Annotated in this window: 18 protein-coding genes and 2 pseudogenes; 10 read left to right on the top strand and 10 right to left on the bottom strand. The window is 73.7% G+C overall.

Features of this window, described 5'->3' with window-relative positions; genetic code table 11:
- Positions 1–60 precede the first annotated feature (60 nt).
- The 6 genes from ACIF6F_RS37715 to ACIF6F_RS37690 form a co-directional block, all read right to left on the bottom strand.
- Positions 61–825: a hypothetical protein gene (locus ACIF6F_RS37715; RefSeq protein ID WP_399958498.1), complete on the bottom strand. Its 765-nt coding sequence runs from the start codon at positions 823–825 to the stop codon at positions 61–63.
- A complete protein-coding gene (locus ACIF6F_RS37710; protein ID WP_399958495.1) occupies positions 822–1,706 on the bottom strand; it encodes an LD-carboxypeptidase in 885 nt (294 codons plus the stop codon). Before ACIF6F_RS37710 ends, ACIF6F_RS37715 begins: the two co-directional genes overlap by 4 nt.
- A 157-nt stretch (positions 1,707–1,863) precedes the next feature.
- Positions 1,864–2,454 (bottom strand): dihydrofolate reductase family protein, encoded by a 591-nt coding sequence (locus ACIF6F_RS37705; RefSeq protein ID WP_399958491.1) that lies wholly within the window; start codon positions 2,452–2,454, stop codon positions 1,864–1,866.
- 111 nt (positions 2,455–2,565) lie between these two features.
- Positions 2,566–3,255 (bottom strand): PP2C family protein-serine/threonine phosphatase, encoded by a 690-nt coding sequence (locus ACIF6F_RS37700; RefSeq protein WP_399958488.1) that lies wholly within the window; start codon positions 3,253–3,255, stop codon positions 2,566–2,568.
- Between the two features lie 116 nt (positions 3,256–3,371).
- Positions 3,372–4,625 (bottom strand): glycosyltransferase, encoded by a 1,254-nt coding sequence (locus ACIF6F_RS37695; RefSeq protein ID WP_399958485.1) that lies wholly within the window; start codon positions 4,623–4,625, stop codon positions 3,372–3,374.
- A gap of 147 nt (positions 4,626–4,772) precedes the next feature.
- Positions 4,773–5,303 (bottom strand): GNAT family N-acetyltransferase, encoded by a 531-nt coding sequence (locus ACIF6F_RS37690; RefSeq protein ID WP_399958481.1) that lies wholly within the window; start codon positions 5,301–5,303, stop codon positions 4,773–4,775.
- Between the two features lie 257 nt (positions 5,304–5,560).
- On the opposite strand from ACIF6F_RS37690, the gene ACIF6F_RS37685 reads away from it, so the two are divergent.
- Entirely contained in the window at positions 5,561–7,060 is a 1,500-nt protein-coding gene (locus tag ACIF6F_RS37685; RefSeq protein WP_399958507.1) for a M4 family metallopeptidase, read from the top strand.
- 68 nt (positions 7,061–7,128) lie between these two features.
- Positions 7,129–7,860 carry a Clp protease N-terminal domain-containing protein gene (locus ACIF6F_RS37680; RefSeq protein ID WP_399958477.1) on the top strand — a complete coding sequence of 244 codons (732 nt, stop codon included), beginning with the start codon at positions 7,129–7,131 and terminating at the stop codon, positions 7,858–7,860.
- Between the two features lie 147 nt (positions 7,861–8,007).
- Here the strand turns inward: ACIF6F_RS37680 and ACIF6F_RS37675 are convergent, their stop codons facing one another.
- A complete protein-coding gene (locus ACIF6F_RS37675; protein WP_399958504.1) occupies positions 8,008–8,688 on the bottom strand; it encodes a TetR/AcrR family transcriptional regulator in 681 nt (226 codons plus the stop codon).
- 153 nt (positions 8,689–8,841) lie between these two features.
- Between ACIF6F_RS37675 and ACIF6F_RS37670 the strand changes: the two genes are divergently transcribed.
- Positions 8,842–10,407: an FAD-dependent monooxygenase gene (locus ACIF6F_RS37670; protein WP_399958474.1), complete on the top strand. Its 1,566-nt coding sequence runs from the start codon at positions 8,842–8,844 to the stop codon at positions 10,405–10,407.
- A gap of 119 nt (positions 10,408–10,526) precedes the next feature.
- Here the strand turns inward: ACIF6F_RS37670 and ACIF6F_RS37665 are convergent, their stop codons facing one another.
- From ACIF6F_RS37665 to ACIF6F_RS37655, 3 genes are all read right to left on the bottom strand, one after another.
- The gene (locus tag ACIF6F_RS37665) at positions 10,527–11,471 is read right to left on the bottom strand and encodes an AraC family transcriptional regulator (protein ID WP_399958471.1); all 945 of its coding nucleotides are present in this window, start codon (positions 11,469–11,471) and stop codon (positions 10,527–10,529) included.
- A gap of 54 nt (positions 11,472–11,525) precedes the next feature.
- Positions 11,526–12,341: an NAD(P)H-binding protein gene (locus ACIF6F_RS37660; RefSeq protein ID WP_399958468.1), complete on the bottom strand. Its 816-nt coding sequence runs from the start codon at positions 12,339–12,341 to the stop codon at positions 11,526–11,528.
- Positions 12,342–12,592: 251 nt separating this feature from the next.
- The gene (locus ACIF6F_RS37655) at positions 12,593–13,798 is read right to left on the bottom strand and encodes an NAD(P)/FAD-dependent oxidoreductase (protein ID WP_399958465.1); all 1,206 of its coding nucleotides are present in this window, start codon (positions 13,796–13,798) and stop codon (positions 12,593–12,595) included.
- Between the two features lie 151 nt (positions 13,799–13,949).
- On the opposite strand from ACIF6F_RS37655, the pseudogene ACIF6F_RS37650 reads away from it, so the two are divergent.
- The 7 genes and pseudogenes from ACIF6F_RS37650 to ACIF6F_RS37620 all read left to right on the top strand — a co-directional run.
- A pseudogene (locus tag ACIF6F_RS37650) lies at positions 13,950–15,372 on the top strand (ATP-binding protein); the annotation flags it as partial.
- Positions 15,373–15,461: 89 nt separating this feature from the next.
- Positions 15,462–15,872: a VOC family protein gene (locus tag ACIF6F_RS37645; RefSeq protein WP_399958462.1), complete on the top strand. Its 411-nt coding sequence runs from the start codon at positions 15,462–15,464 to the stop codon at positions 15,870–15,872.
- Positions 15,873–15,920: 48 nt separating this feature from the next.
- Complete coding sequence (locus ACIF6F_RS37640) at positions 15,921–16,433, top strand: helix-turn-helix transcriptional regulator (RefSeq protein ID WP_399958459.1); 513 nt, start codon at positions 15,921–15,923, stop codon at positions 16,431–16,433.
- 56 nt (positions 16,434–16,489) lie between these two features.
- The gene (locus tag ACIF6F_RS37635) at positions 16,490–16,972 is read left to right on the top strand and encodes an iron chaperone (RefSeq protein ID WP_399958456.1); all 483 of its coding nucleotides are present in this window, start codon (positions 16,490–16,492) and stop codon (positions 16,970–16,972) included.
- Positions 16,973–17,278: 306 nt separating this feature from the next.
- Positions 17,279–18,055: an alpha/beta fold hydrolase gene (locus ACIF6F_RS37630; RefSeq protein ID WP_399958454.1), complete on the top strand. Its 777-nt coding sequence runs from the start codon at positions 17,279–17,281 to the stop codon at positions 18,053–18,055.
- 116 nt (positions 18,056–18,171) lie between these two features.
- Complete coding sequence (cysC, locus tag ACIF6F_RS37625) at positions 18,172–18,747, top strand: adenylyl-sulfate kinase (RefSeq protein WP_399958501.1); 576 nt, start codon at positions 18,172–18,174, stop codon at positions 18,745–18,747.
- Positions 18,744–18,925, top strand: a pseudogene (locus ACIF6F_RS37620) (sulfate adenylyltransferase small subunit); the annotation flags it as partial. The gene cysC and the pseudogene ACIF6F_RS37620, both read left to right, overlap by 4 nt.

Here is an 18,925-nt window from a genome sequence, read left to right as displayed (position 1 = left end):
CACCCGTCAGGCGAACCCGCGAATTGGTGCGCAAAACGACTCACGTGGTGCCCAGCGAACTCACAACCAGATCACTAGGGCCTGGCGGAGCGCCGTCAGCATGCCCCGGGCATCCTCGATCATCGCGGACTGGACCTCGGTCCAGTCCGGTTCGGGGAGTTCGGCGGCGTCGGGCGAGTTCTCCAGGGAGTGGTCGGTGTTGGCCATGGTGGTCACCACGAGCTGGAAGACCGCGCCGCCGTCCAGGACGCGCAGGATCCGCCCGTCCGTCGCCGAGGTGGTGAGCATCAGGGCGCGCTGTCCGAGGCCGGGCACCTCCTCCTGGCGGGGTGTCTCCAGCGAGTCCTGCAGCTCGGCGCTGCGGGCTTCGAACTCCGGCTCCGGGTCGGTGCGGTGGTGCAGTTCCACGGACGCGCGGACGTTCCAGGAGCGCCATTGGCCCTGGGCACCGGAGTGGTCGCTGTCGCGCCAGCACACGCCGGTGCGCAGGGCCGGGTCCGTGGTCCGGGTCCGGCCGGTCTCGGACCATTTCGCGATGCGGGTCACCTGGCCGAGTGCGGGTACGTGGACCCGGGCGCACATGTCGGAGGGGAGCGCGTAGTCCATCCGGGGGCGCTGGGCGGGCGGTTCGTGCGGGGGGTGGAGTACGTACAGGCCGGCCGCCCAGACGGCGGAGACGGTGACGGCGCCGGTCAGGGCCCAGCGGAGGCGGCGGCCGCCGCGAGGGGCCGATGCCCGCTCCTCCGGCGCGCCCGGGCCGGGTTCCGGCGGTGAGAAGGGGGCGTGCGGGTCCTCGTACGAGGTGATCTCGGGCTCGGATATCAACGGTCGTTCCCCTCGGCTGGGCCGTGCTCCCCCTGGCCACGGCCTCGACAGGGTACGGCGCACCCCGGCCGGTCGAAGAAGCCCGCGAGGCGCATGCCGTGCAGGTTGCGGCAGATGGCGAAGGCGTCGTCGCCGCCTGCCTCGAGGTACACGAGCAGCCCTTCCGGGGACTCGGCGCGGGCGAAGGCCGAGGCGTCGAGGTACGGCGTCCCGGCGAGGTTGCACAGCGTTTCGATGCAGCCGCCGATCAGCCGGCCCTCGGCCGTGACGTCGCCGGTGGCGTCGAGCCGGGTCCAGGAGCCGGCGGAGTCGAGGGTGAACTCGCGTACGTCCGGGTGGACGGCGTAGTCGTCCCAGCCCGTGGCGCGGTGGCGGCCCGGCGGTGTCTGGGTGAACCGGTGGCCCGGAGGGGCCGCGACGACGTCGAGCCACGACAGCAGCCCGTCGGGGGCGCGGTAGGGCGTGTCCATGAGGTTGTTGCCGTGGACGGTCGCCGTGCCGGTGAGCAGGGTCAGCGGCGTGAGCAGGGTCGACGTGTCCGAGAAGCCGACGAGCCAGGTCGGCTCCGCGTCGCGCAGCCGTCCCCAGTCCAGGTGCGGGATCAGGTCGATGGCGGTCTCGCCGCCCCAGGGCGGTACGACCGCGCGGATCGTGGGGTCGGTCAGCATCTCCGTCAGTTCGGCGGCGCGGTCGGCCGCGGGGGCGCTGACGTGACCCGAACCGTCCATGCACCGGCCGACGACGACCTCGTAGCCGCGGGCGCGTACGTCGCCGAGGGCGACCTCGAGCCGGGCCCGCATCTTCTCGGGGACCCCGCTGGACGGGGAGGTCACCCCGACGCGGTCGCCGGGGCGCAGGGGGCGGGGGTATCGGACCGCCATGCCGTGGATCCTGGTGGTGGTTCGCCCGGGGAGCAACGTGGTTTCCGCGCGGCGGGGGTCAGCCCTTCCGGAGGAGCGGGCCTCAGGAGCGGGCGACGGGGGACGGCGGGAGCGGGAGCGGGCCCCGGACCCGGGAGGCGGGTCCGGGGCCGCCTGGTCAGGCCTTGCGGCGGTACGTCGAGACCACGACGCCCTGGGGGGAGGTGACCGCCTCGGCCAGCTCGAAGGTGTGCAGGCCGCCGTCCGCGGGGAAGAGCGACTTCCCGCCGCCCAGCAGCACCGGCATGGTCATGAGCCGGAGCTCGTCGGCCAGTCCCTCGGAGATGAGGGTGCGCGCGAGGGTCGGGCTGCCCATCACGACCAGGTCGCCGCCGTCGCGGTCACGCAGCTCGCGGATCCCGGCGACGGCCTCCGCGCCCGGGATGCGGACGGTGTTTTCCCAGGTCAGCTTGTCGTCGCCGAGGGTGTCGGAGACCACGTACTTCTGGATGGAGTTCATCCGGTCCGCGAAGGGGTCGCCCGCCCGCTCCGGCCAGGCCGCGGCCATGTTCTGCCAGGTGCGGCGGCCGAAGAGCAGTGCCTCGGCGCCGGCCAGCGCGCTGTCGAAGGCGCCGCCGACGACCTCCGGGTCGAAGAAGGGGTGGGTCCAGCCGCCGTGCGCGAAGCCGCCGTCGGTGTCCTCCTCCGGGCCGCCGGGAGCCTGCACGATGCCGTCGAGGCTGATGAACTCGGTGATGACGATGCGCATGTCGGTCCGCTCCCGTGGTCTGCGTGTGTGGCTTGCGAACTGGTAGACCGGCGCGGCCCGCCGGACTCATCGGCGCACCGACGCCTTTCTCCCGTGATGTGGGTCACATGATCAGAGGTCGGCGATGAGGGCCGTCGCGTTGTCGGCGGGTCCGGTGGCGTGGGCGACCGCCGCGGCGACGAGCGCGCGGGCCGCCGCCTGCGGGGTTCCCGCGAGGTGGGCCGCCAGGTCGGCACCGGCGTCCTCCAGGGGTTCGTACGCCCCGTCGCTCGCCAGCAGGAGGCGGCCCCCGGCGGGCACGGACCGGGTGCCGAGCAGCCAGTCGGGGCGGGTGTCGCCGAGGTAGGAGGTGACCAGGTTGCGGTCGTACGGGCCGGGCGTGAGCCCCATGTCCTGCAACTGCCGGCGCATGTTGTGGTCGGCGGTGAGGCAGACCGCCTCGCGGGCGCCCGGCGGGAGCAGGTAGGCACGGGAGTCGCCACACCAGGCGACCTGGAGCCGCTGGTCGGAGACGACCGCCACGACGGCGACCGCGCAGGGCAGTTCCGTGTACGGGTCCTGGCGCGCGGGATCGGCGGCGATGGCGGCGTGCACCGCGCGCAGGCCGGGCTCGGCGCCCTCCCGGGCGGCGGCGCGGGCGAGGCGGCGGGCGGTGGTCCGCGCCCAGTCGCGGACCTCGTCGTTGCTGCCGATGCCGTCGAGCAGCGCGTACGACCGCGCGCCGCGATGGGTGAACGTCGCGGTGGCGTCGCACTGGTGGGACCGGTCGCCGGTCAGCTGGGCGGTGGCATGGGCACGCATGAGGCTCCTTAATGTGCGCGATTGTGCCAAATTGCCGCTGGTCGGTGCAGGAACGTGCCGCCTCTCGGCGCGCTCACCTGCCGGCGGGTGGTCCGGGCAGGGCCGTGCGGCGGCCGTCAGAGGCGTGCCAGGGCCGTGCGTACGGGGGCCGATCCGTCCTCGGCCGCCAGCGCGGCGGCCAGGGCGCGGGGCCGTACGGGCGGCACCGCGAGGGCGGCACGGATGGCGCCCGCCAGTTCCGCGGCCTCAAGGCGCTGGTAGCGCAGGGGGCGGGGGGCCACGCCGAGGGTGTGCAGGCGGGCGGCCCAGAAGTGCTGGTCGAGCTGGACCGGTACGGGTACGGCGGGGACGCCCGCCCGCAGGCCGGCGGACGTGGTGCCGGCGCCGGCGTGGTGGACCACCGCGGCCATGCGGGGGAACAGGGCGGCGTGCGGTGCCTCGCCGATCGTGAGGACGTCGTCGCCTTCCGCGTGCAGGCCGGACCAGCCCGACTGGACGACGCCCCGTACGCCGGCGAGGCGGAAGGCCTTCACCAGGAGGGCGGACAGGCGCTCGGCGTCGCCCGCGACGAAGCTGCCGAAGCCGGCGAAGACCGGGGGCGGGCCGGCCGCGAGGAACTCCGCCAGGCGCGGCTCGGGTTCCCAGCCGGGCGGGGCCGGCGGCCACCAGTAGCCGCACACCTCGTGGCCCTCGGGCCAGTCGGCCGGGCGGGGTACGACGGTGGGGCTGAAGCCGTGCAGGACGGTGCGGGTGGGCGGGAGGCCGAGGAAGCCGGTGAAGGCGCCGCGGGAGGTTCCGCGGCGGGGCGCGGGGAGGCCGAGTTCGTGGCGCAGGGCCCGGACGGCGGGGGCGAAGAGGCCGTCGGTGCCGGCCCAGAGGGCTCGGGAGGCCAGCAGGTTGCCGTATCCGCCGAGGGTCCGTGCGGCGGTGACCAGGGGCGGGAAGGCGCGGGTGGGGGTGACCGGCTGGAGGTAGCCGCTCAGGCTGGGGATGCGGTGGGCCTCCGCCAGGACGGTGCACATCGGGTCGGTGACGGTGGAGGAGATCAGCACGTCCGCCCCCTGGGCGACGGCGTCGGCGATGCCGCGCGTGAGGCGGGGCATGAAGCGGCGGGCCATGGTCACGGCCCGGGCCATCGCCACGGCCGGGCTGACGGCGCGGGCCAGGCCCTGGCCGGTGGCGGAGGCCAGTTCCTCGCGGGGGTCGACCGGCAAGGGGCGGAAGCCGATGCCGTGGCCGGTGACCGCGTCGGCGAAGCGGGCGTGGGTGGCGAGGTCGACGGCGTGGCCGGCCTCGCGCAGGCGGACGGCGAGGCCGGTGTAGGGGGCGACGTCGCCCCAGGAGCCGGCGGTGACGATCAGTACGCGCACGTGCCCAGTGTGCCGGGCGCGCGGGGCGGGCGTACCGGGTCGGGAGGTGGTTGTTCCGTGCCGGGCGGGCGGGTGGTCCCCGGGGCGGGTGGAGAGGTGCTTTCCGGCCGCGTCCGAGGGCGGCCGGGGGCGGTGGGTGGCGGCGTGTCAGGGGGTGCCGGCGCCGGGCGGGGAGGTGTGCAGGTCCATGCCCAGGAATTGAGACGGAGTGAAGCCGAGGGAGCTGTAGAGCGGCTTGCCGTCGGTGCTCGCGTGGAGCTGGATGTACGTGAGGCCCTGGGCGTTGAGCCAGTCGACCAGGCCCGACACGATCCGCCTGCCGTACCCCTTCCCGCGGGCGCCGGTGTCGGTCACGATGCCGTCCAGGTAGCCGCGGCGGCCGTCCGGCCAGAGGGGGCCGGGCAGGTGGTACGTCACCCAGGCCAGCCCGCATGCCTCCAGCCGTTCGCCGGGCGCACCCCCGATGACCAGGCACGTGTGGTCGGGGCGGGCGGTGAGGCGTTCGGTGAACCAGGCGTGGGCGATCTCGCGCCAGGGGGCGTCGGCCGGGCCGGGTTCGACGCCGAGCGAGGCGAGGGCGACGGCGCGCAGGCGGACGAGTTCGGGGAGGTCCTCGGGCGCCGCCCGGCGTGGGGCGGGCAGCGGGGCGGCGGGTGCCGCGGGTGCGGGATCTGTCATGGGCTCAAGTCCCTTCCGGGGGCGGATTCACAGTCGGACGTATCCGGCATTCGGACAGCAGTTTTCTACGTTCGGACAACTCAAGGTCAAATTCTTGTTGCAGACCTGTCAAAAGCCCTTGGTCGCTGGCACTCTTCTCAGCCGCTGACCCCCACGGTTTCCAAGGAGCACGAGTGACCTTCCCCCAGTCCTCATCCCGCACCTCCCGTACCCGTACCCGCATCGTGCGAGCCGGCGCGCTGGTCGCCTCCGCCGCGATGGTGGTCGTCGCGGTGCAGAGCGGCTCGGCCTCCGCCACGGCCGACCGCGAGGCCGGCGCGACCGCCGTGCCCCTGTCCGGTGCGCAGCGCGCCACCGCCATCGCCCAGGCGCAGTCGGGCGCCGCCGCGACCGCCAAGGCGCTGGGCCTGGGCTCGTCCGAGGCCCTCGTGGTGCGCGACGTGATCCGCGACGCGGACGGCACCGTGCACACCCGGTACGAGCGCACGTACGCCGGACTCCCGGTGCTCGGCGGCGACCTGGTCGTCCACCAGAAGAAGGACGGCAGCCGCAAGACCACGCGCGCGACGAACGCGAAGATAGCCGTGGCGAGCACCTTCGCCGCCAAGGCCGCCCCGAAGAACGCCCGCAAGGTCGTCTGGGCCGCGAACGGCACGCCCACCCTGGCGTGGGAGGCCGTCACCACGGGCACCTCGCACGACGGCACGCCGAGCGAGCTGCACACCGTCACCGACGCCCGCACGGGCAAGGTGCTGCACAGCTACGACGCCATCTTCACCGGCACGGGCACCAGCCAGTACAGCGGTTCCGTCCCGCTCGGCACCGTGAAGAACGGCTCGCTGTACGAGCTGACGGACGCCGGCCGCGGCGGCCACAAGACGTACGACCTCAACGGCGGCACCAACGGCACCGGGACGCTCTTCACCGACGCAGACGACGCGTGGGGCGACGGCACGGCCGGCAGCCGGCAGACCGCGGCCGTCGACGCCGCCTACGGCGCGGGCGTGACCTGGGACTTCTACAAGAACGAGCTGGGCCGCCTGGGCATCCGCGGCGACGGCGTGGGCGCGTACTCGCGGGTCCACTACGGCAACGCGTACGTCAACGCGTTCTGGTCGGACCAGTGCTTCTGCATGACCTACGGCGACGGGGCGGGCAACGCCAAGCCGCTGACCTCGCTGGACGTCGCCGGGCACGAGATGACCCACGGCCTGACGGCCTCGACGGCGGGGCTGCGCTACAGCCGCGAGTCGGGCGGCCTGAACGAGGCGACGTCGGACATCCTCGGCACGTCCGTGGAGTTCTACGCGGCGAACTCGGCCGACCAGGGCGACTACCTCATCGGCGAGAAGATCGACATCCGGGGCAACGGCACGCCGCTGCGCTACATGGACAAGCCGAGCCGGGACGGCAACTCCGCCGACTACTGGTCGAGGACCGTCGGCCGGCTGGACGTGCACTACTCGTCCGGGCCCGCGAACCACTTCTTCTACCTGCTGTCGGAGGGCAGCGGCGCGAAGACGATCAACGGCGTGAGCTACAACTCGCCGACGTACGACGGCTCGTCGGTGACCGGCATCGGCCGCGTCAAGGCGTACAAGATCTGGTACAAGGCGCTGGCGACGTACATGACCTCGTCGACGGACTACGCGGGCGCGCGCGTCGCGACCCTGCAGGCCGCCGGCGACCTGTACGGCAGCGGGAGCACCGAGTACGCGGCCGTCGCCGCCGCGTGGACCGCCGTCAACGTGAAGTAGGGATCGGCCGGAATTCCACTGTCAACCGTAGGTTGACGCCCGACGGGGCGTCAACCTACGGTTGACGCATGACGAATCCCGTGCGGCTCGACGATCTGATCGACGCCATCAAGAAGGTGCACGACGACGCACTGGACCAGCTGTCCGGAGCCGTGATCGCGGCGGACCACCTCGGGGAGCTGGCGGACCACCTCATCGGCCACTTCGTCGACCAGGCGCGGCGCTCCGGCGCCTCCTGGACCGACATCGGCCGCAGCATGGGGGTCACCCGGCAGGCCGCGCAGAAGCGGTTCGTGCCGAAGGAGGACGTGGACCTGGACGCGAGCCAGGGCTTCAGCCGGTACACGGACGAGGCGCGGCGCGTGGTCATGGCCGCGCAGGGCGCGGCGCAGGCCGCGGGCAACCACGAGATCGGGACGGTCCACCTGGTGCTGGCCCTGGTGGCCGAGCCCTCGGACCTGGGTGCCCGGACGATCGTGGCGCAGGGCGTGGCGCTGGAGGCCGTGCGCGGGGCGGCGGAGGCCGCGCTGCCGGCGTCCGCGGGCGACGCGCCGGCGCTGGTGCCCTTCGACGGCGAGGCGAAGAAGGTGCTGGAGCTGACGTTCCGCGAGGCGCTGCGGCTGGGCCACAACCACGTCGGCACCGGGCACGTCCTGCTGGCACTGCTGGAGTTCGAGGCCGGGGCGGGGCTGCTCACGGGGCTCGGGGTCGACAAGGCGGCGGCCGAGGCCGAGGTAGCGGAGCGGGTGGCGGAGCTGGCCGCGGCGGCTGCGGGTGCGGGTGCGGGTGCGGACGGCTGAGAGGTCGTCCGTACGACTGGGGTCACGGGAGGCCGGTGTCGCGCTGGGGCGCGGTGCCGGCCTCTTGCGCGTGGGTGTTCGCGCGCTGGGACGCGGTGCCCCGGCTGTTGCGCGTGGATGTGCGCGCGCTCTGGCGGTGAGCGGCCGTCAGGCGATGCCGTAGCGGGCCGCGATGCCGTCCAGGATGAGCTGGAGGCCTTCCTCGAAGTGGGTGTCGTAGTCCTCGAAGAGCTGGGTGCCGGCGGCCGCGGTGAGGGGGTAGTCGGCCATGCGGGCGGCGCGTTCCGCCACGTCGTAGCCCTCGCGGCGTTCTCCGGGGGCGGGGTGGACGCCCTGCTCCTCGGTGACGAAGCCGAGGGTGTACGCGAAGGCCGTGCTGGTGGCGCGGACGGCCTGGGGCAGGTCGAAGCCGGCGGCGACGAGGCCCTGGAGGTGGGCCTCCGTCTGCGCCGCGTGGTCGGTGCCGGTGAAGCGTGAGCCGCTGAAGACGCGGGCCCCGTCGCGGTAGGCGAGCAGGGCCCTGCGCAGGGAGCGGTTGGCGAGGAGCAGGCGTTCGCGCCAGGGGAGGTCGGGGTCGCCGGCCGGGTGCTCCGCCCCTTCGCCGGTCATGCGGCGGTACATCTCGGTGGCCATCTCGTCCACGAGCTCTTGCTTGTTCTTGAAGTGCCAGTAGAGGGCGGGCGCCTTGACGTCCAGCTCCTGGGCGATGGCACGGACGGTGAGCTTGTCCAGGCCGGTCTCGTTGAGCAGGCGCAGCGCCGTCTCGGCGACGGTCGCCCGGCTCAGGGGCGGAACGCGGGGCGGGGTGTGCTGCGGCTTGGAGGTCATCGGCCGGCTCTCTGTGTCGCTCTGCTTCTCTTCGGGGATTGACACCTTAACAACGTTAAGTGCATGCTTGCGACGGGACCTTCCTTAACGTTGTTAAGGAGTGGTTGCTTTGCGCGTTTTTGTCGGAATGGATCGGGTGGACGGGGGAGAGTCATGCAGATGCAGGGGCAGGGCGTCGAGCGGGCACAGGACGCCCATGTGGGGCGTGAGCAGCGGGATGCCGAACCGGGGGCGTCGGGCGGGGCCGGTGGCGCCGCGGTGGACGTGCTGGTCGTGGGGGCCGGGCCGACCGGTCTCGTAGTGGCCTGTGACCTGGCCCGGCGGGGCGTGCGCGCGCTCGTCGTCGAGCGCTCCGGGGGGCTCTTCCCCGGCTCGCGCGGCAAGGGCCTGCAGCCGCGGACGCTGGAGGTCTTCGACGACCTGGGCGTGCTGGGGCAGGTGCTGAAGTGGGGCGGCCTGGCACCGGCCGCCATGGCGTGGGTGGACGGCCGGCGGGTCGGCGAGCAGCCGGTGTTCGAGGTGGTCGAGCCGACCGAGGAGGCACCGTACCCGGGGCCGTGGATGCTCCCCCAGTGGCGCACCCAGCAGATCCTGCTGGAGCGGCTCCGGGAGTTGGGCGGCGACGTACGGTTCGGCGTGGAGCTGACGGGGCTCGCGCAGGACGCCGACTCCGTCACGGCCACGCTCGGCACGGCGGACGGGGGCACGGAGACGGTGCGTGCCCGGTACGCCGTGGCGGCGGACGGCGGGCGGTCGACGGTGCGGCGGCTGACCGGCATCCCGATGACGGGCGAGCAGGTGGACCCGATGCCGATGGTCGTGGCCGACGTGGTGATCCCCTCGCTCGACCGGGACAACTGGCACGTCTTCCCGCCGAAGGAGGGGGGCGCGGGCTTCGCCGCGCTGTGCCCGATGCCGCACGCGGAGGACTTCCAGTTCGTCGCACAGGCCGCGGAGCGGCGGGACGGGGTCACCGCCGACGACGTGCGCGCCATGGTGGCCGACCTGACGCACATCAGGGCGGAGCAGGTCACGGAGGTGCGGTGGGCCTCGGACTTCACCGTGAACGCGGCGATGGCCGAGCGCTTCCGGGAGGGGCGGGTCTTCCTGGCGGGGGACGCGGCCCACATCCACTCCCCCGCGGGCGGCCAGGGGCTGAACACCAGTGTCCAGGACGCGTACAACCTCGGGTGGAAGCTGGCCGCGGTGCTGCGGGAGGGCGCGCCGGAGGAGCTGCTCGACACGTACGAGCAGGAGCGGCTGCCACAGGCGGCCGCGATGCTGGGGCTGTCCACGCGGATCCACCGGGGCGAGGCGCGACGCGGGGCGGAGACCCGTCAGCTGGGCATCCACCTGCGTCAGTCGCCGCTCACCCGCGAGACCCGGGACGGGCTGGCGGAGGAGGCGCTGCGCGCCGGAGACCGGGCGCCGGACGGGCGGCGGGACGGGCTGCGGCTCTTCGACCTGTACCGCGGGCCGCAGTTCACGCTGCTGGCGGTCGACACCGAACTGCCGGATGAGCTGCCGCCGCTGCCGGGGCTCCGGACGGCGAGGACGGGGGCGTACGAGGTGTACGGGCGGGGCCTGTACCTGGTGCGGCCGGACGGGTACGTCGGCTGGGCGGGGGCCGGAGGTCCGGAGTCGGTGCGCGAACTGCGGGAGTGGGCGGGGCTGGTGACGGGGGCGGCCGGGGTGCCCGCCAGGATAGAGGAGGGGTGAGGCCCGGCGGGTCGGACGGGTCGGACGGGTCGGACGGGTCGGACGGGTCGGACGGGTCGGACGGTACCGCGGGGCCGGGGCGGTCAGCCGACCGGGTGGGCCCTCGGTGGCGGGGCCGGTCAGCCGGGGGCCGTGGCGCGGTATTCCTGGGGGCTCATGCCGCGGACGCGCTTGAAGGCCGTGCTCAGGGCGAAGGCGCTGCCGTAGCCGACGCGGCGGGCCACGGTGGCGACCGTGGCGTCCGGTTCGCGGAGCAGGTCGGCGGCGAGGGCGAGGCGCCAGCCCGTGAGGTACGCCATCGGGGGCTCGCCCATCACGTCGGTGAAGCGGCGGGCCAGCGAGGCGCGGGACGTGCCGGTCTTCGTGGCGAGTTCGGCGACGGTCCAGCCGTACGCCGGGTTCTCGTGCAGCAGGCGGAGGGCGGGGCCGACCACGGGGTCGCCGTGGGCGCGGTACCAGGCGGGTGACCCGCTGTCGGGGTCGGCGAGCCAGTCGCGGAGCACCCCGATGAGGAGGAGGTCCAGCAGGCGGTCCAGGACGAGTTCCTGGCCGGGGCGGTCCTTGCCGATCTCCTCGGTGAGGAGGTGGACGAGGGTCAGGTCGGTGCCCTTGGCAGGGCGGACGAGGAGGGGAGGGAGTGTGGCGAGCAGTCGCCTGCCGATCTCGCTGGGGCCGAGGTAGGTGCCGGTGAGCATGACGGCGGCGTCGGGCGCCGGCTGGGCGACGCCCCAGGTGCGGACGCCCAGGGACATGGAATCGCTGACGTCGACGCCTTCTGCGGTGCTGCACCGCTGGTCGGGGTCGACCGTGATCAGCGGGGGCAGGCCGGGGGTGTCGGTGATGGTGTACGGATCCGGGCCCCGGGCGACGGCGATGTCGCCGGCCCGCAGCGGGACCGGGTCGCCGCCGTCGGCCAGCACCCAGCCGTCGCCGTGGAGGAGGGTGAAGACGGAGAGGGGCGCCCGGTCCTCGATGCGGACCGACCAGGAGGGGTTGAACACCGCCTTGAGGAGGAAGGCGCCGCGCGCCTTGGGCCCGTCGAGCAGGCCGGCCAGGGTGTCCATGCCCTCCACGATAGGGGCAGGCGGCCTGGGCGGCCCTGCTCCGGCGGACATCGCCTAGGCGTTCCAGACGCCCGTGGCGGCGGCCTCGCGGGCGTAGTCGGCGAAGTCCTTCGCCGGGCGGCCCAGGACCTCCTCGACGCCGTGGGCGAGGTGGGCGTTGCGGCCGTCGAGGATCAGCCGGAAGAGGTCGGCGAACTCGGTGGGCACGCCGTTCGCGGCGAGAACGGCCTTGTAATCCTCGATGCTGACGGGAAGGTAGGTGATGGTGCGGCCGATGGCTTTGGAGAGTTCGGCGGCCACGTCGTGGAAGCTGAGCAGGCGGGGTCCGGAGAGTTCGTAGGTGCGGCCGACGTGGCGGTCGTCGGTGAGCGCGGCGACGACGACGTCCGCGATGTCGTCCGCGTCGACGAAGGGCTCGACGGCGTCGGCGGTGGGGAGGGCGATCTCCCCGGCGCGTACGTCGTCGAGGAAGAAGCTCTCGTCGAAGTTCTGGTGGAACCAGGCGGCCCGGACCACGGTCCAGTCGGCTCCGGAGGCCTTCAGGGCCTCTTCGCCGGCCTCGGCGCCCTCCTCACCGCGGCCGGAGAGGAGCACCAGGCGGCGGGTGCCGCGCTCGACGGCGACGCGGGCGAAGGCGCCGACGGTCTCGGCGGCGCCGGGGAAGCCGAGGTCCGGCGCGTAGGTGACGTACACGGAGTGGACGCCGTCGAGGGCGGGCGCCCAGGTCTCGGGGTCCTCCCAGACGAAGGGCACCGCGGCGGAGCGCGATCCGACGCGCACGTCGAGGCCGCGCTCGGTGAGCTTCGAGACGACGCGGCGCCCGGTCTTGCCGGTGCCGCCGATGACGAGGGTGGTGGTGTTCTGGGTCATGTCTTCAGTGAACCGGCGGGAGTTGAGACGGCACATAGCTGTGAAGCTCAGGCGCATACGCGAGCGTCCAGGCCGTCGCGAGCACGCGCGGGAACGAATCCCGCGCGGCTCGCGGGGCCTTCGGGAGGCACGTCCGCTCGGCAGACGGGCGGGGGTGATGCCGGCGGGGCGATGCCGGCGGGGGCGGTCTGCGGTCCGCACGCCGGCATCGGCGGGGTCGAGAGCGGCGCGGTCAGCCGGGCACGGGTGGGTCACGCCGGGCGGCCCGCGAGGGCGGGGGCGCCGTCGCGCTTGGCCTTGAGCTGCTCCTGGCGCGTGCCGCCGCGCGACATGAGGTGCAGCTTGTACTCGCCGGGCTTCTGCCCTTCGTGTGCCAGGTGCTTGACGACGCCCTTGCAGATGGTCTCCTTCAGCTTGGCGCCGGGCTTGCCGTTGATGTGGAACCACACGGCGACGTCGTACTTGTTGCCCAGCTGGAAGATGCCGGTCCCCCGGCCGAGGCTGATGCACTGGGCGCCGAACGCCTGGTTGAGGGTGGCCGGCTGCTCGCCCGCGATGCGGCTGAGCACGGTGTCGGCAGCGCGTGCGCCCTGGGGCATCGCGGCCTGGCAGCTCATGCGCTGCGGCAGGTCCGAGGGGGCGGCGGAGTCGCCGGCGGCGACGATGTGCGCGTCGTCCACGCTGGTGAGGGTCTCGTCGGTGAGCAGGCGGCCCAGCGCGTCGGTGGTCAGGCCGCTGCGGGCGGCCAGGTCCGGCACGCCGAAGCCGGCGGTCCAGACGGTGACCTCGCTGCGCAGTTCACGCCCGTCGGCGAGCCGCACGGCGTCGGCGGACACGGCGGTCACCTTGGAGCCGGGCCCGTCGAGCACGGCCACGCCGAGTGCCGCGAGCCGCTTGGCGACGGCCCGGCGGCCGCGCGGGTGCAGGTACGGGCCGAGGACCCCGCCGCAGGCCAGGGTCACCCGGCGGCCCCGCTCGGCCAGTTCGGCCGCGGTCTCGATGCCGGTGGGGCCCGCGCCGACCACCGTGACCGGGGCGGTCGGGGTCGCGGCGGCCAGCAGCGGCCGCAGCCTCAGCGCGTCCTCAAGGGTGGCGATCGGGTGGGCGTACTCGGCCGCTCCGGGCACGCTCGGGTCGGCGCTGCCGCTGCCCACGGCGTAGACCAGGTAGTCGTAGTCGGCGGTGCCGCCGTCGGCCAGCGTCAGGCGGCGGGCGGGCGCGTCGATGCGGGACACGGTGCCGACGTGCAGCCGGACGCCCTCGGCCAGGACGTCCCGGTAGTCGACGACGGCCTCGTCGGTGCCGGCCACCAGCTGGTGCAGGCGGATCCGGTGGACGAACGACGACCGGGGGTTGATCAGGGTCACGGTCACGTCGTCGCGCCGGGTCAGGCGGTTCGCCGCCATCACCCCCGCGTATCCGCCGCCGATGACGATGACCTGGGTGTTCGCGTTCACGGTGTCTCCTTTGGCTCCAGGGGTTTCAGTCACGGGACACCGCAGCCCCGGCCGTTGTGACATGACGTGACGCAGCTCACAGATTCGTCTGCCTGGCTGACACCGGTGTTAGTGGCATCCGCGTGAGTGACGTGAGGGTTGGCCTGGCGGGGTGGCCGACTTCGTGGGCGGGCGCAGGGAGCTCGAAACGCTGGGGCGGGAGCTGGCCAGGGTCGCGTCCGGCATAGGCGGCGACCGGCCGGGGCGGTGCCGATGCTGCGCGGGCGGCGGCGGGTCGGGAAGTCCCGGCTCGTCGAGCGGTTCGCGGAGCGGTCGGGCGCGCCGTTCCTGTTCCACGCGGCCCACCGGGGCCTCCCCCGGCCGCCGACCTGGCCCGGCTCGCGCGCGACGCCGAGGCCTCGACCCTGCCGTTGGCCCGACTGCTGTCCGCCGCCCGGCCCGGGGACTGGGGCGCCGCCTTCGACGTGCTGACCGCGGCCCTGCCGCACGACCGGCCCAGCATCGTGGTGATCGACGAGGTCCCGTACCTCATGGACGCCGACGGCGCCTTCGAGGGCACCCTCCAGCGGGCCTGGGACCGGGCGCTGGAGACCAAGCCGGTCCTGCTGGTCCTGATCGGCTCGGACCTGTCGATGATGGAGGCCCTCGACGCCTACGGCCGCCCCTTCCACCAGCGCGGCCGCGAGATGGTGCTGGGGCCCCTCAACCCCGCCGAGGTCGGCGCCATGCTGGACCTGCCGCCGGCCGCCGCCTTCGACGCCGCGCTGATCACCGGCGGGCTGCCGCTGATCTGCGCCGACTGGCCGCGGGGGGCGGGGATCCAGGAGTTCCTGGCCGCCGCGCTGGAGGATCCGGTCTCCGCGCTGCTGGTCTCGGCGGAGCGGTCGCCGGCCGCCGAGTTCCCGCAGACCCTGCAGGCCCGCCGGGTGCTGGGCGCCATCGGCAGCGGCGAGCGCGCCTTCTCCAACATCGCGCGGGCCGCCGGCGGCATCGGCGCGACCCCGCTCCAGCGCTCGCTGGAGACCCTCACGCACAGGCGGGTGGTAGCCGCCGAACTCCCGGTCTCCACCAGGGCCTCGCGCGACCGCCGCCACCGGGTCGCCGACCCGTACCTGCGGTTCTGGCTCAAGCACCTCGGGCCCGCCCTGCCGGAGATCGAGCGCGGCCGCGGCGACCTGGCGCTCGCCCGGATCAGGGCGGGCTGGACCAGCTGGCGCGGGCGTGCCGTCGAGCCGCTGGTGCGGGAGGCGCTGGCGCGGCTGCTGCCCGACGGGCGGCTGCCGGCCGCGCCGGCGATCGGGGGCTACTGGACCCGTACCAACGACGTGGAGATCGACATCGTGGGGGCGGACCGGGCTCCGGGGGCACGGCGGCTGCTGTTCGTGGGGTCGGTGAAGTAACTGGAGCACAAGTCCTTCGACCGGCACGACCTCGCCGCCCTGCAGCGCCACCGCGCCGCGCTCACGGACGAACCGCTGCCGCTGGTCGCGGTCTCGCGCAGCGGGGCGGACGGCGTGCGTGCGATGGCCGGGCTCGACGCGGTGTACGGGCCTGCCGAACTCCTTGAGGCCTGGCGGAGTGAGGGCCGCCGGACAGGCCCTGAGGCCTGGTCGGTCAGGAATCGAGAAGCGCGGTGCGCGGAGGCGCCCCTAGCCTGCCAAGCATGGACATCACCATTCACACGGCTTGTCTTCCGCATGACGACCCGGACGCGGCGCTCGCCTTCTACCGCGACGCGCTCGGTTTCGAGGTCCGCAGCGATGTCGGCCAGGGCAAGTCGCGCCGGATCACGGTGGGTCCGGCCGGGCAGCCGGGACCGTCGATCCTCCTGACGCCGCCGGCCTCCGATCCCGGCATCACCGAGGAGGAGCGGCGCACGGTCACCGAGATGATGGCCAAGGGCACCTACGGCTGGATCCTGCTGGCCACCCGGGACCTCGACGCCCTGTTCGAGAAGGTGCAGGCCGGTGACACCGAGGTCGTCCAGGAGCCTACGGAGCAGCCGTTCGGCGTACGCGACTGCGCCTTCCGGGACCCCGCGGGCAACCTGGTCCGCATCCAGGAGATCCGCTGACCGTGCGGATGCCGGTCGAAACGGAAGCCGACCGAGGGGAGTGTCCCGATGTGCAGGCCCGAATGGCGGCGTGCCCGCATCCAGGCGCAGCGCCTGGCCGATCTGGCGCGGCTGCGCCGGGTCCGCGACCGGATCGACAGGGAGTACGCGCAGCCGCTGGACGTGGAGGCGCTCGCCCGTGCTGCGGGCATGTCCGCCGGGCACCTGAGCCGGCAGTTCCGGGCCGCCTACGGTGAGTCGCCGTACGCCTACCTGATGACGCGTCGCATCGAGCGGGCGGCAGCGCTGCTGAAGCGGGGCGACCTCAGCGTCACCGAGGTCTGCTTCGCGGTCGGCTGCGCTTCGCTGGGCACCTTCACCACCCGCTTCACCGAACTGGTCGGCATGCCGCCCGGGGCCTTCCGGCGCCAGGCGGCGGATGCGGCCGACGGGGCCGATGGCCCGGGTGCGGACCGCGACGGCGGGCCGGCGGTCACGGTGGAGGGGATGCCGGCGTGCGTGGCGAAGCAGGTCGCGAGACCGGTCAGGAATCGAGAAGCCCCGGCGGCCGCCGGCGCCTAGCGTGGGAGGGGTCGGCGTCCCCGACCCCGCGTGACCCCGTACGAGAGGAAACTGCCATGCCGTCTGCGAAGTCACCCGCCGAGGAGTCCGCCGTCACCGAGAAGTACGACGGCTTCAGCGCCGAAGAGCGGGCCGCGATGAAGGACCACGCGCGCGACCAGAAGAAGGCGGCGGGCCGGCGCGGTGCGACCCGGGCGGAGAAGGAGGCGGCGGAGGCGCAGGACGTGCTCGCCAAGATCGCCGAGATGCCGGAGGCGGACCGTGTGCTCGCCGAGCGGATCCACGAGATCATCACGACCGCCGCTCCGGACCTCGCGCCCAAGCTCTGGTACGGGATGCCCGCGTACGCCAGGAACGGCAAGGTCGTCTGCCACTTCCAGAGCGCGGAGAAGTTCAAGTCGCGGTACGCCACGCTGGGCTTCAGCGACCAGGCGGCTCTCGACGACGGCGCCGTGTGGGCGACCTCGTACGCGGTGAAGGAGCTGACCGCGGCCGACGAGGAGCGCATCGGCGCGCTGGTCAAGAAGGCGGTGAGCTGACTCCCGGAGGGACCGCCCGGAGGCCGTCCCACGGCAGCGCCCGTACGCAGGCGGCCGTTCCCCAGTGCTTCGATGCGCAATACATCGAAGCGTGGAGAACGGCCGCCTGCGTCATGCCGGAGGGACCTCGGGCCCGGTGGCGTTTGCGCTGGTCATCGCCGGTTCCGCCGGGGTCGCCTCCGGGGGTCGGCGGCGGGCGGTGCAAGCGGGCCGCTAACGGTTCTCGACCGTTGATCCATCGACGCACTCGAAGCTGCCGACACAGGGCGAGGTGACAGCACCTCCGGTCGGCATGAGGAGTGCGTGATGCGCAAGGTCGTTTCGCGGGACGGCACGACGATCGCTTACGAGAAGTCCGGCGAGGGCCCCGCCCTCGTGCTCCTCAACGGTGCCTTCCGCGACCACACGATCTTCGGCGACCTCGTTCCCGAGCTCGCGCAGCACTGCACCGTGTACGCCTACGACCGCCGCGGCCGCGGCCAGAGCGGCGACGCTCCCGAGTACGCCGTCGAGCGGGAGGTCGAGGACCTCCAGGCGGTGATCGAGGAGGCGGGCGGCTCGGCGGCCGTGTTCGCCGGGTCCACGGGCGCGAACCTGGCGATCCGGGCGGCACTCACGGGCACGCCGATCACCAGGCTGGCGCTCCACGAGCCGTTCTTCCGTGTCGAAGGGTTCCCGAAGACCCCGTGGAACGCCGCGCGGACGATCCGGGCCCTGCTGGAGGAGGACCGGCGCGACGAGGCGGCCGAGTTCTTCCTCGGCCCCGTCCTGGGCCTCACCCCCGACACGGTCGCGGAGTGGCGCAGGAGCCCGATCTGGGCGATGAACGAGGCGAACGCGCACACCCTGCTGTACGACGTCGAGATCTGCGGCGACTTCACCGTGCCGGCCGACCGGCTCGCCGGGTTCCGGACGGAGACGCTGGTCCTCAACAGCGACGGCACCAGCGCCTGGCTGCGTGCGGCCGCGCAGGCGACCGCGGCGGCCCTGCCCAACGGCCGGGGCCTGGAGCTGCGTGGGTCCTGGCACCGGATCGACATGGACGTGCTCGGCCGGACGCTGGCCGAGTTCGCCACCGCCTGAAGGACTTCCGCCCCGCCCGCGCCGACGCCCTGCGGGGCGGGGGACGTGCTCGACCCACCCCTGAAAGTCCGCCTTCTACCTCCCGGGAGAACACCACCGTGACCACGGCTCACACCCTGGCCGCCGGGTACACCGCGGACCTGGCCGCCGCCCCCAGCGAGCGCGGGGCCACCGTGTGGCTGACCGGGCTGCCCAGCGCGGGCAAGACCACCCTCGCCCGCGCCCTCGCCGAGCGCCTGCGCGCCGAGGGACACGAGGTCGAGGTCCTGGACGGCGACGAGATCCGCGAGTTCCTCTCGTCGGGCCTGGGCTTCACCCGCGAGGACCGGCACACCAACGTGCAGCGGATCGGCTTCGTGGCCGGGCTGCTGGCCTCCCACGGCGTCAAGGCGCTGGTTCCGGTCATCGCCCCGTACACCGACTCCCGCGCCGCCGTCCGTGCCCGGCACGCCGCCGCCGGCACGCCGTTCCTGGAGATCCACGTGGCCACCCCGGTCACGCTCTGCTCCGCGCGCGACGTGAAGGGCCTGTACGCCAAGCAGGCGGCCGGCGAGATCTCCGGTCTCACCGGCGTCGACGACCCGTACGAGGCACCCGAGAACCCGGAGCTGCGCGTCCAGACGCAGCGCCGCTCGGTGGCCGAGTCCGTAGCCGAGCTGCACACCTTCCTGACCGAGAGGGGCCTGGCATGACGACCGCGACCCATCGCCTGATCGAGGCGTCGGGGAACCCCTTCGCTCTCACGCACCTGGACTCGCTGGAATCCGAGGCGGTCCACATCTTCCGCGAGGTGGCGGGCGAGTTCGAGAAGCCGGTGATCCTGTTCTCCGGCGGCAAGGACTCCATCGTCATGCTGCACCTGGCGCTCAA

Origin of the sequence: Streptomyces sp. NPDC086023 (genome assembly GCF_044540325.1) — a bacterium.
In the GTDB taxonomy this organism is placed as follows: Bacteria; Actinomycetota; Actinomycetes; order Streptomycetales; family Streptomycetaceae; genus Streptomyces.
Note: the sequence above shows the minus strand (reverse complement) of the source record. Positions and strands in the feature narration are given on the sequence as shown.

What these genes read in the sequence shown, in the direction of transcription:
- ACIF6F_RS37685 (WP_399958507.1), top strand. Translation starts at nt 5,561, where the DNA reads ATGGTGGTCGTCGCGGTGCAGAGCGGCTCGGCCTCCGCCACGGCCGAC.
- ACIF6F_RS37675 (WP_399958504.1), bottom strand. Translation starts at nt 8,688, where the DNA reads ATGACCTCCAAGCCGCAGCACACCCCGCCCCGCGTTCCGCCCCTGAGC.
- ACIF6F_RS37700 (WP_399958488.1), bottom strand. Translation starts at nt 3,255, where the DNA reads ATGCGTGCCCATGCCACCGCCCAGCTGACCGGCGACCGGTCCCACCAG.
- ACIF6F_RS37705 (WP_399958491.1), bottom strand. Translation starts at nt 2,454, where the DNA reads ATGCGCATCGTCATCACCGAGTTCATCAGCCTCGACGGCATCGTGCAG.
- ACIF6F_RS37660 (WP_399958468.1), bottom strand. Translation starts at nt 12,341, where the DNA reads ATGACCCAGAACACCACCACCCTCGTCATCGGCGGCACCGGCAAGACC.
- ACIF6F_RS37690 (WP_399958481.1), bottom strand. Translation starts at nt 5,303, where the DNA reads ATGACAGATCCCGCACCCGCGGCACCCGCCGCCCCGCTGCCCGCCCCA.
- ACIF6F_RS37635 (WP_399958456.1), top strand. Translation starts at nt 16,490, where the DNA reads ATGCCGTCTGCGAAGTCACCCGCCGAGGAGTCCGCCGTCACCGAGAAG.
- ACIF6F_RS37640 (WP_399958459.1), top strand. Translation starts at nt 15,921, where the DNA reads ATGTGCAGGCCCGAATGGCGGCGTGCCCGCATCCAGGCGCAGCGCCTG.
- ACIF6F_RS37665 (WP_399958471.1), bottom strand. Translation starts at nt 11,471, where the DNA reads ATGGACACCCTGGCCGGCCTGCTCGACGGGCCCAAGGCGCGCGGCGCC.
- ACIF6F_RS37645 (WP_399958462.1), top strand. Translation starts at nt 15,462, where the DNA reads ATGGACATCACCATTCACACGGCTTGTCTTCCGCATGACGACCCGGAC.
- ACIF6F_RS37670 (WP_399958474.1), top strand. Translation starts at nt 8,842, where the DNA reads ATGCAGATGCAGGGGCAGGGCGTCGAGCGGGCACAGGACGCCCATGTG.
- ACIF6F_RS37710 (WP_399958495.1), bottom strand. Translation starts at nt 1,706, where the DNA reads ATGGCGGTCCGATACCCCCGCCCCCTGCGCCCCGGCGACCGCGTCGGG.
- ACIF6F_RS37680 (WP_399958477.1), top strand. Translation starts at nt 7,129, where the DNA reads ATGACGAATCCCGTGCGGCTCGACGATCTGATCGACGCCATCAAGAAG.
- ACIF6F_RS37630 (WP_399958454.1), top strand. Translation starts at nt 17,279, where the DNA reads ATGCGCAAGGTCGTTTCGCGGGACGGCACGACGATCGCTTACGAGAAG.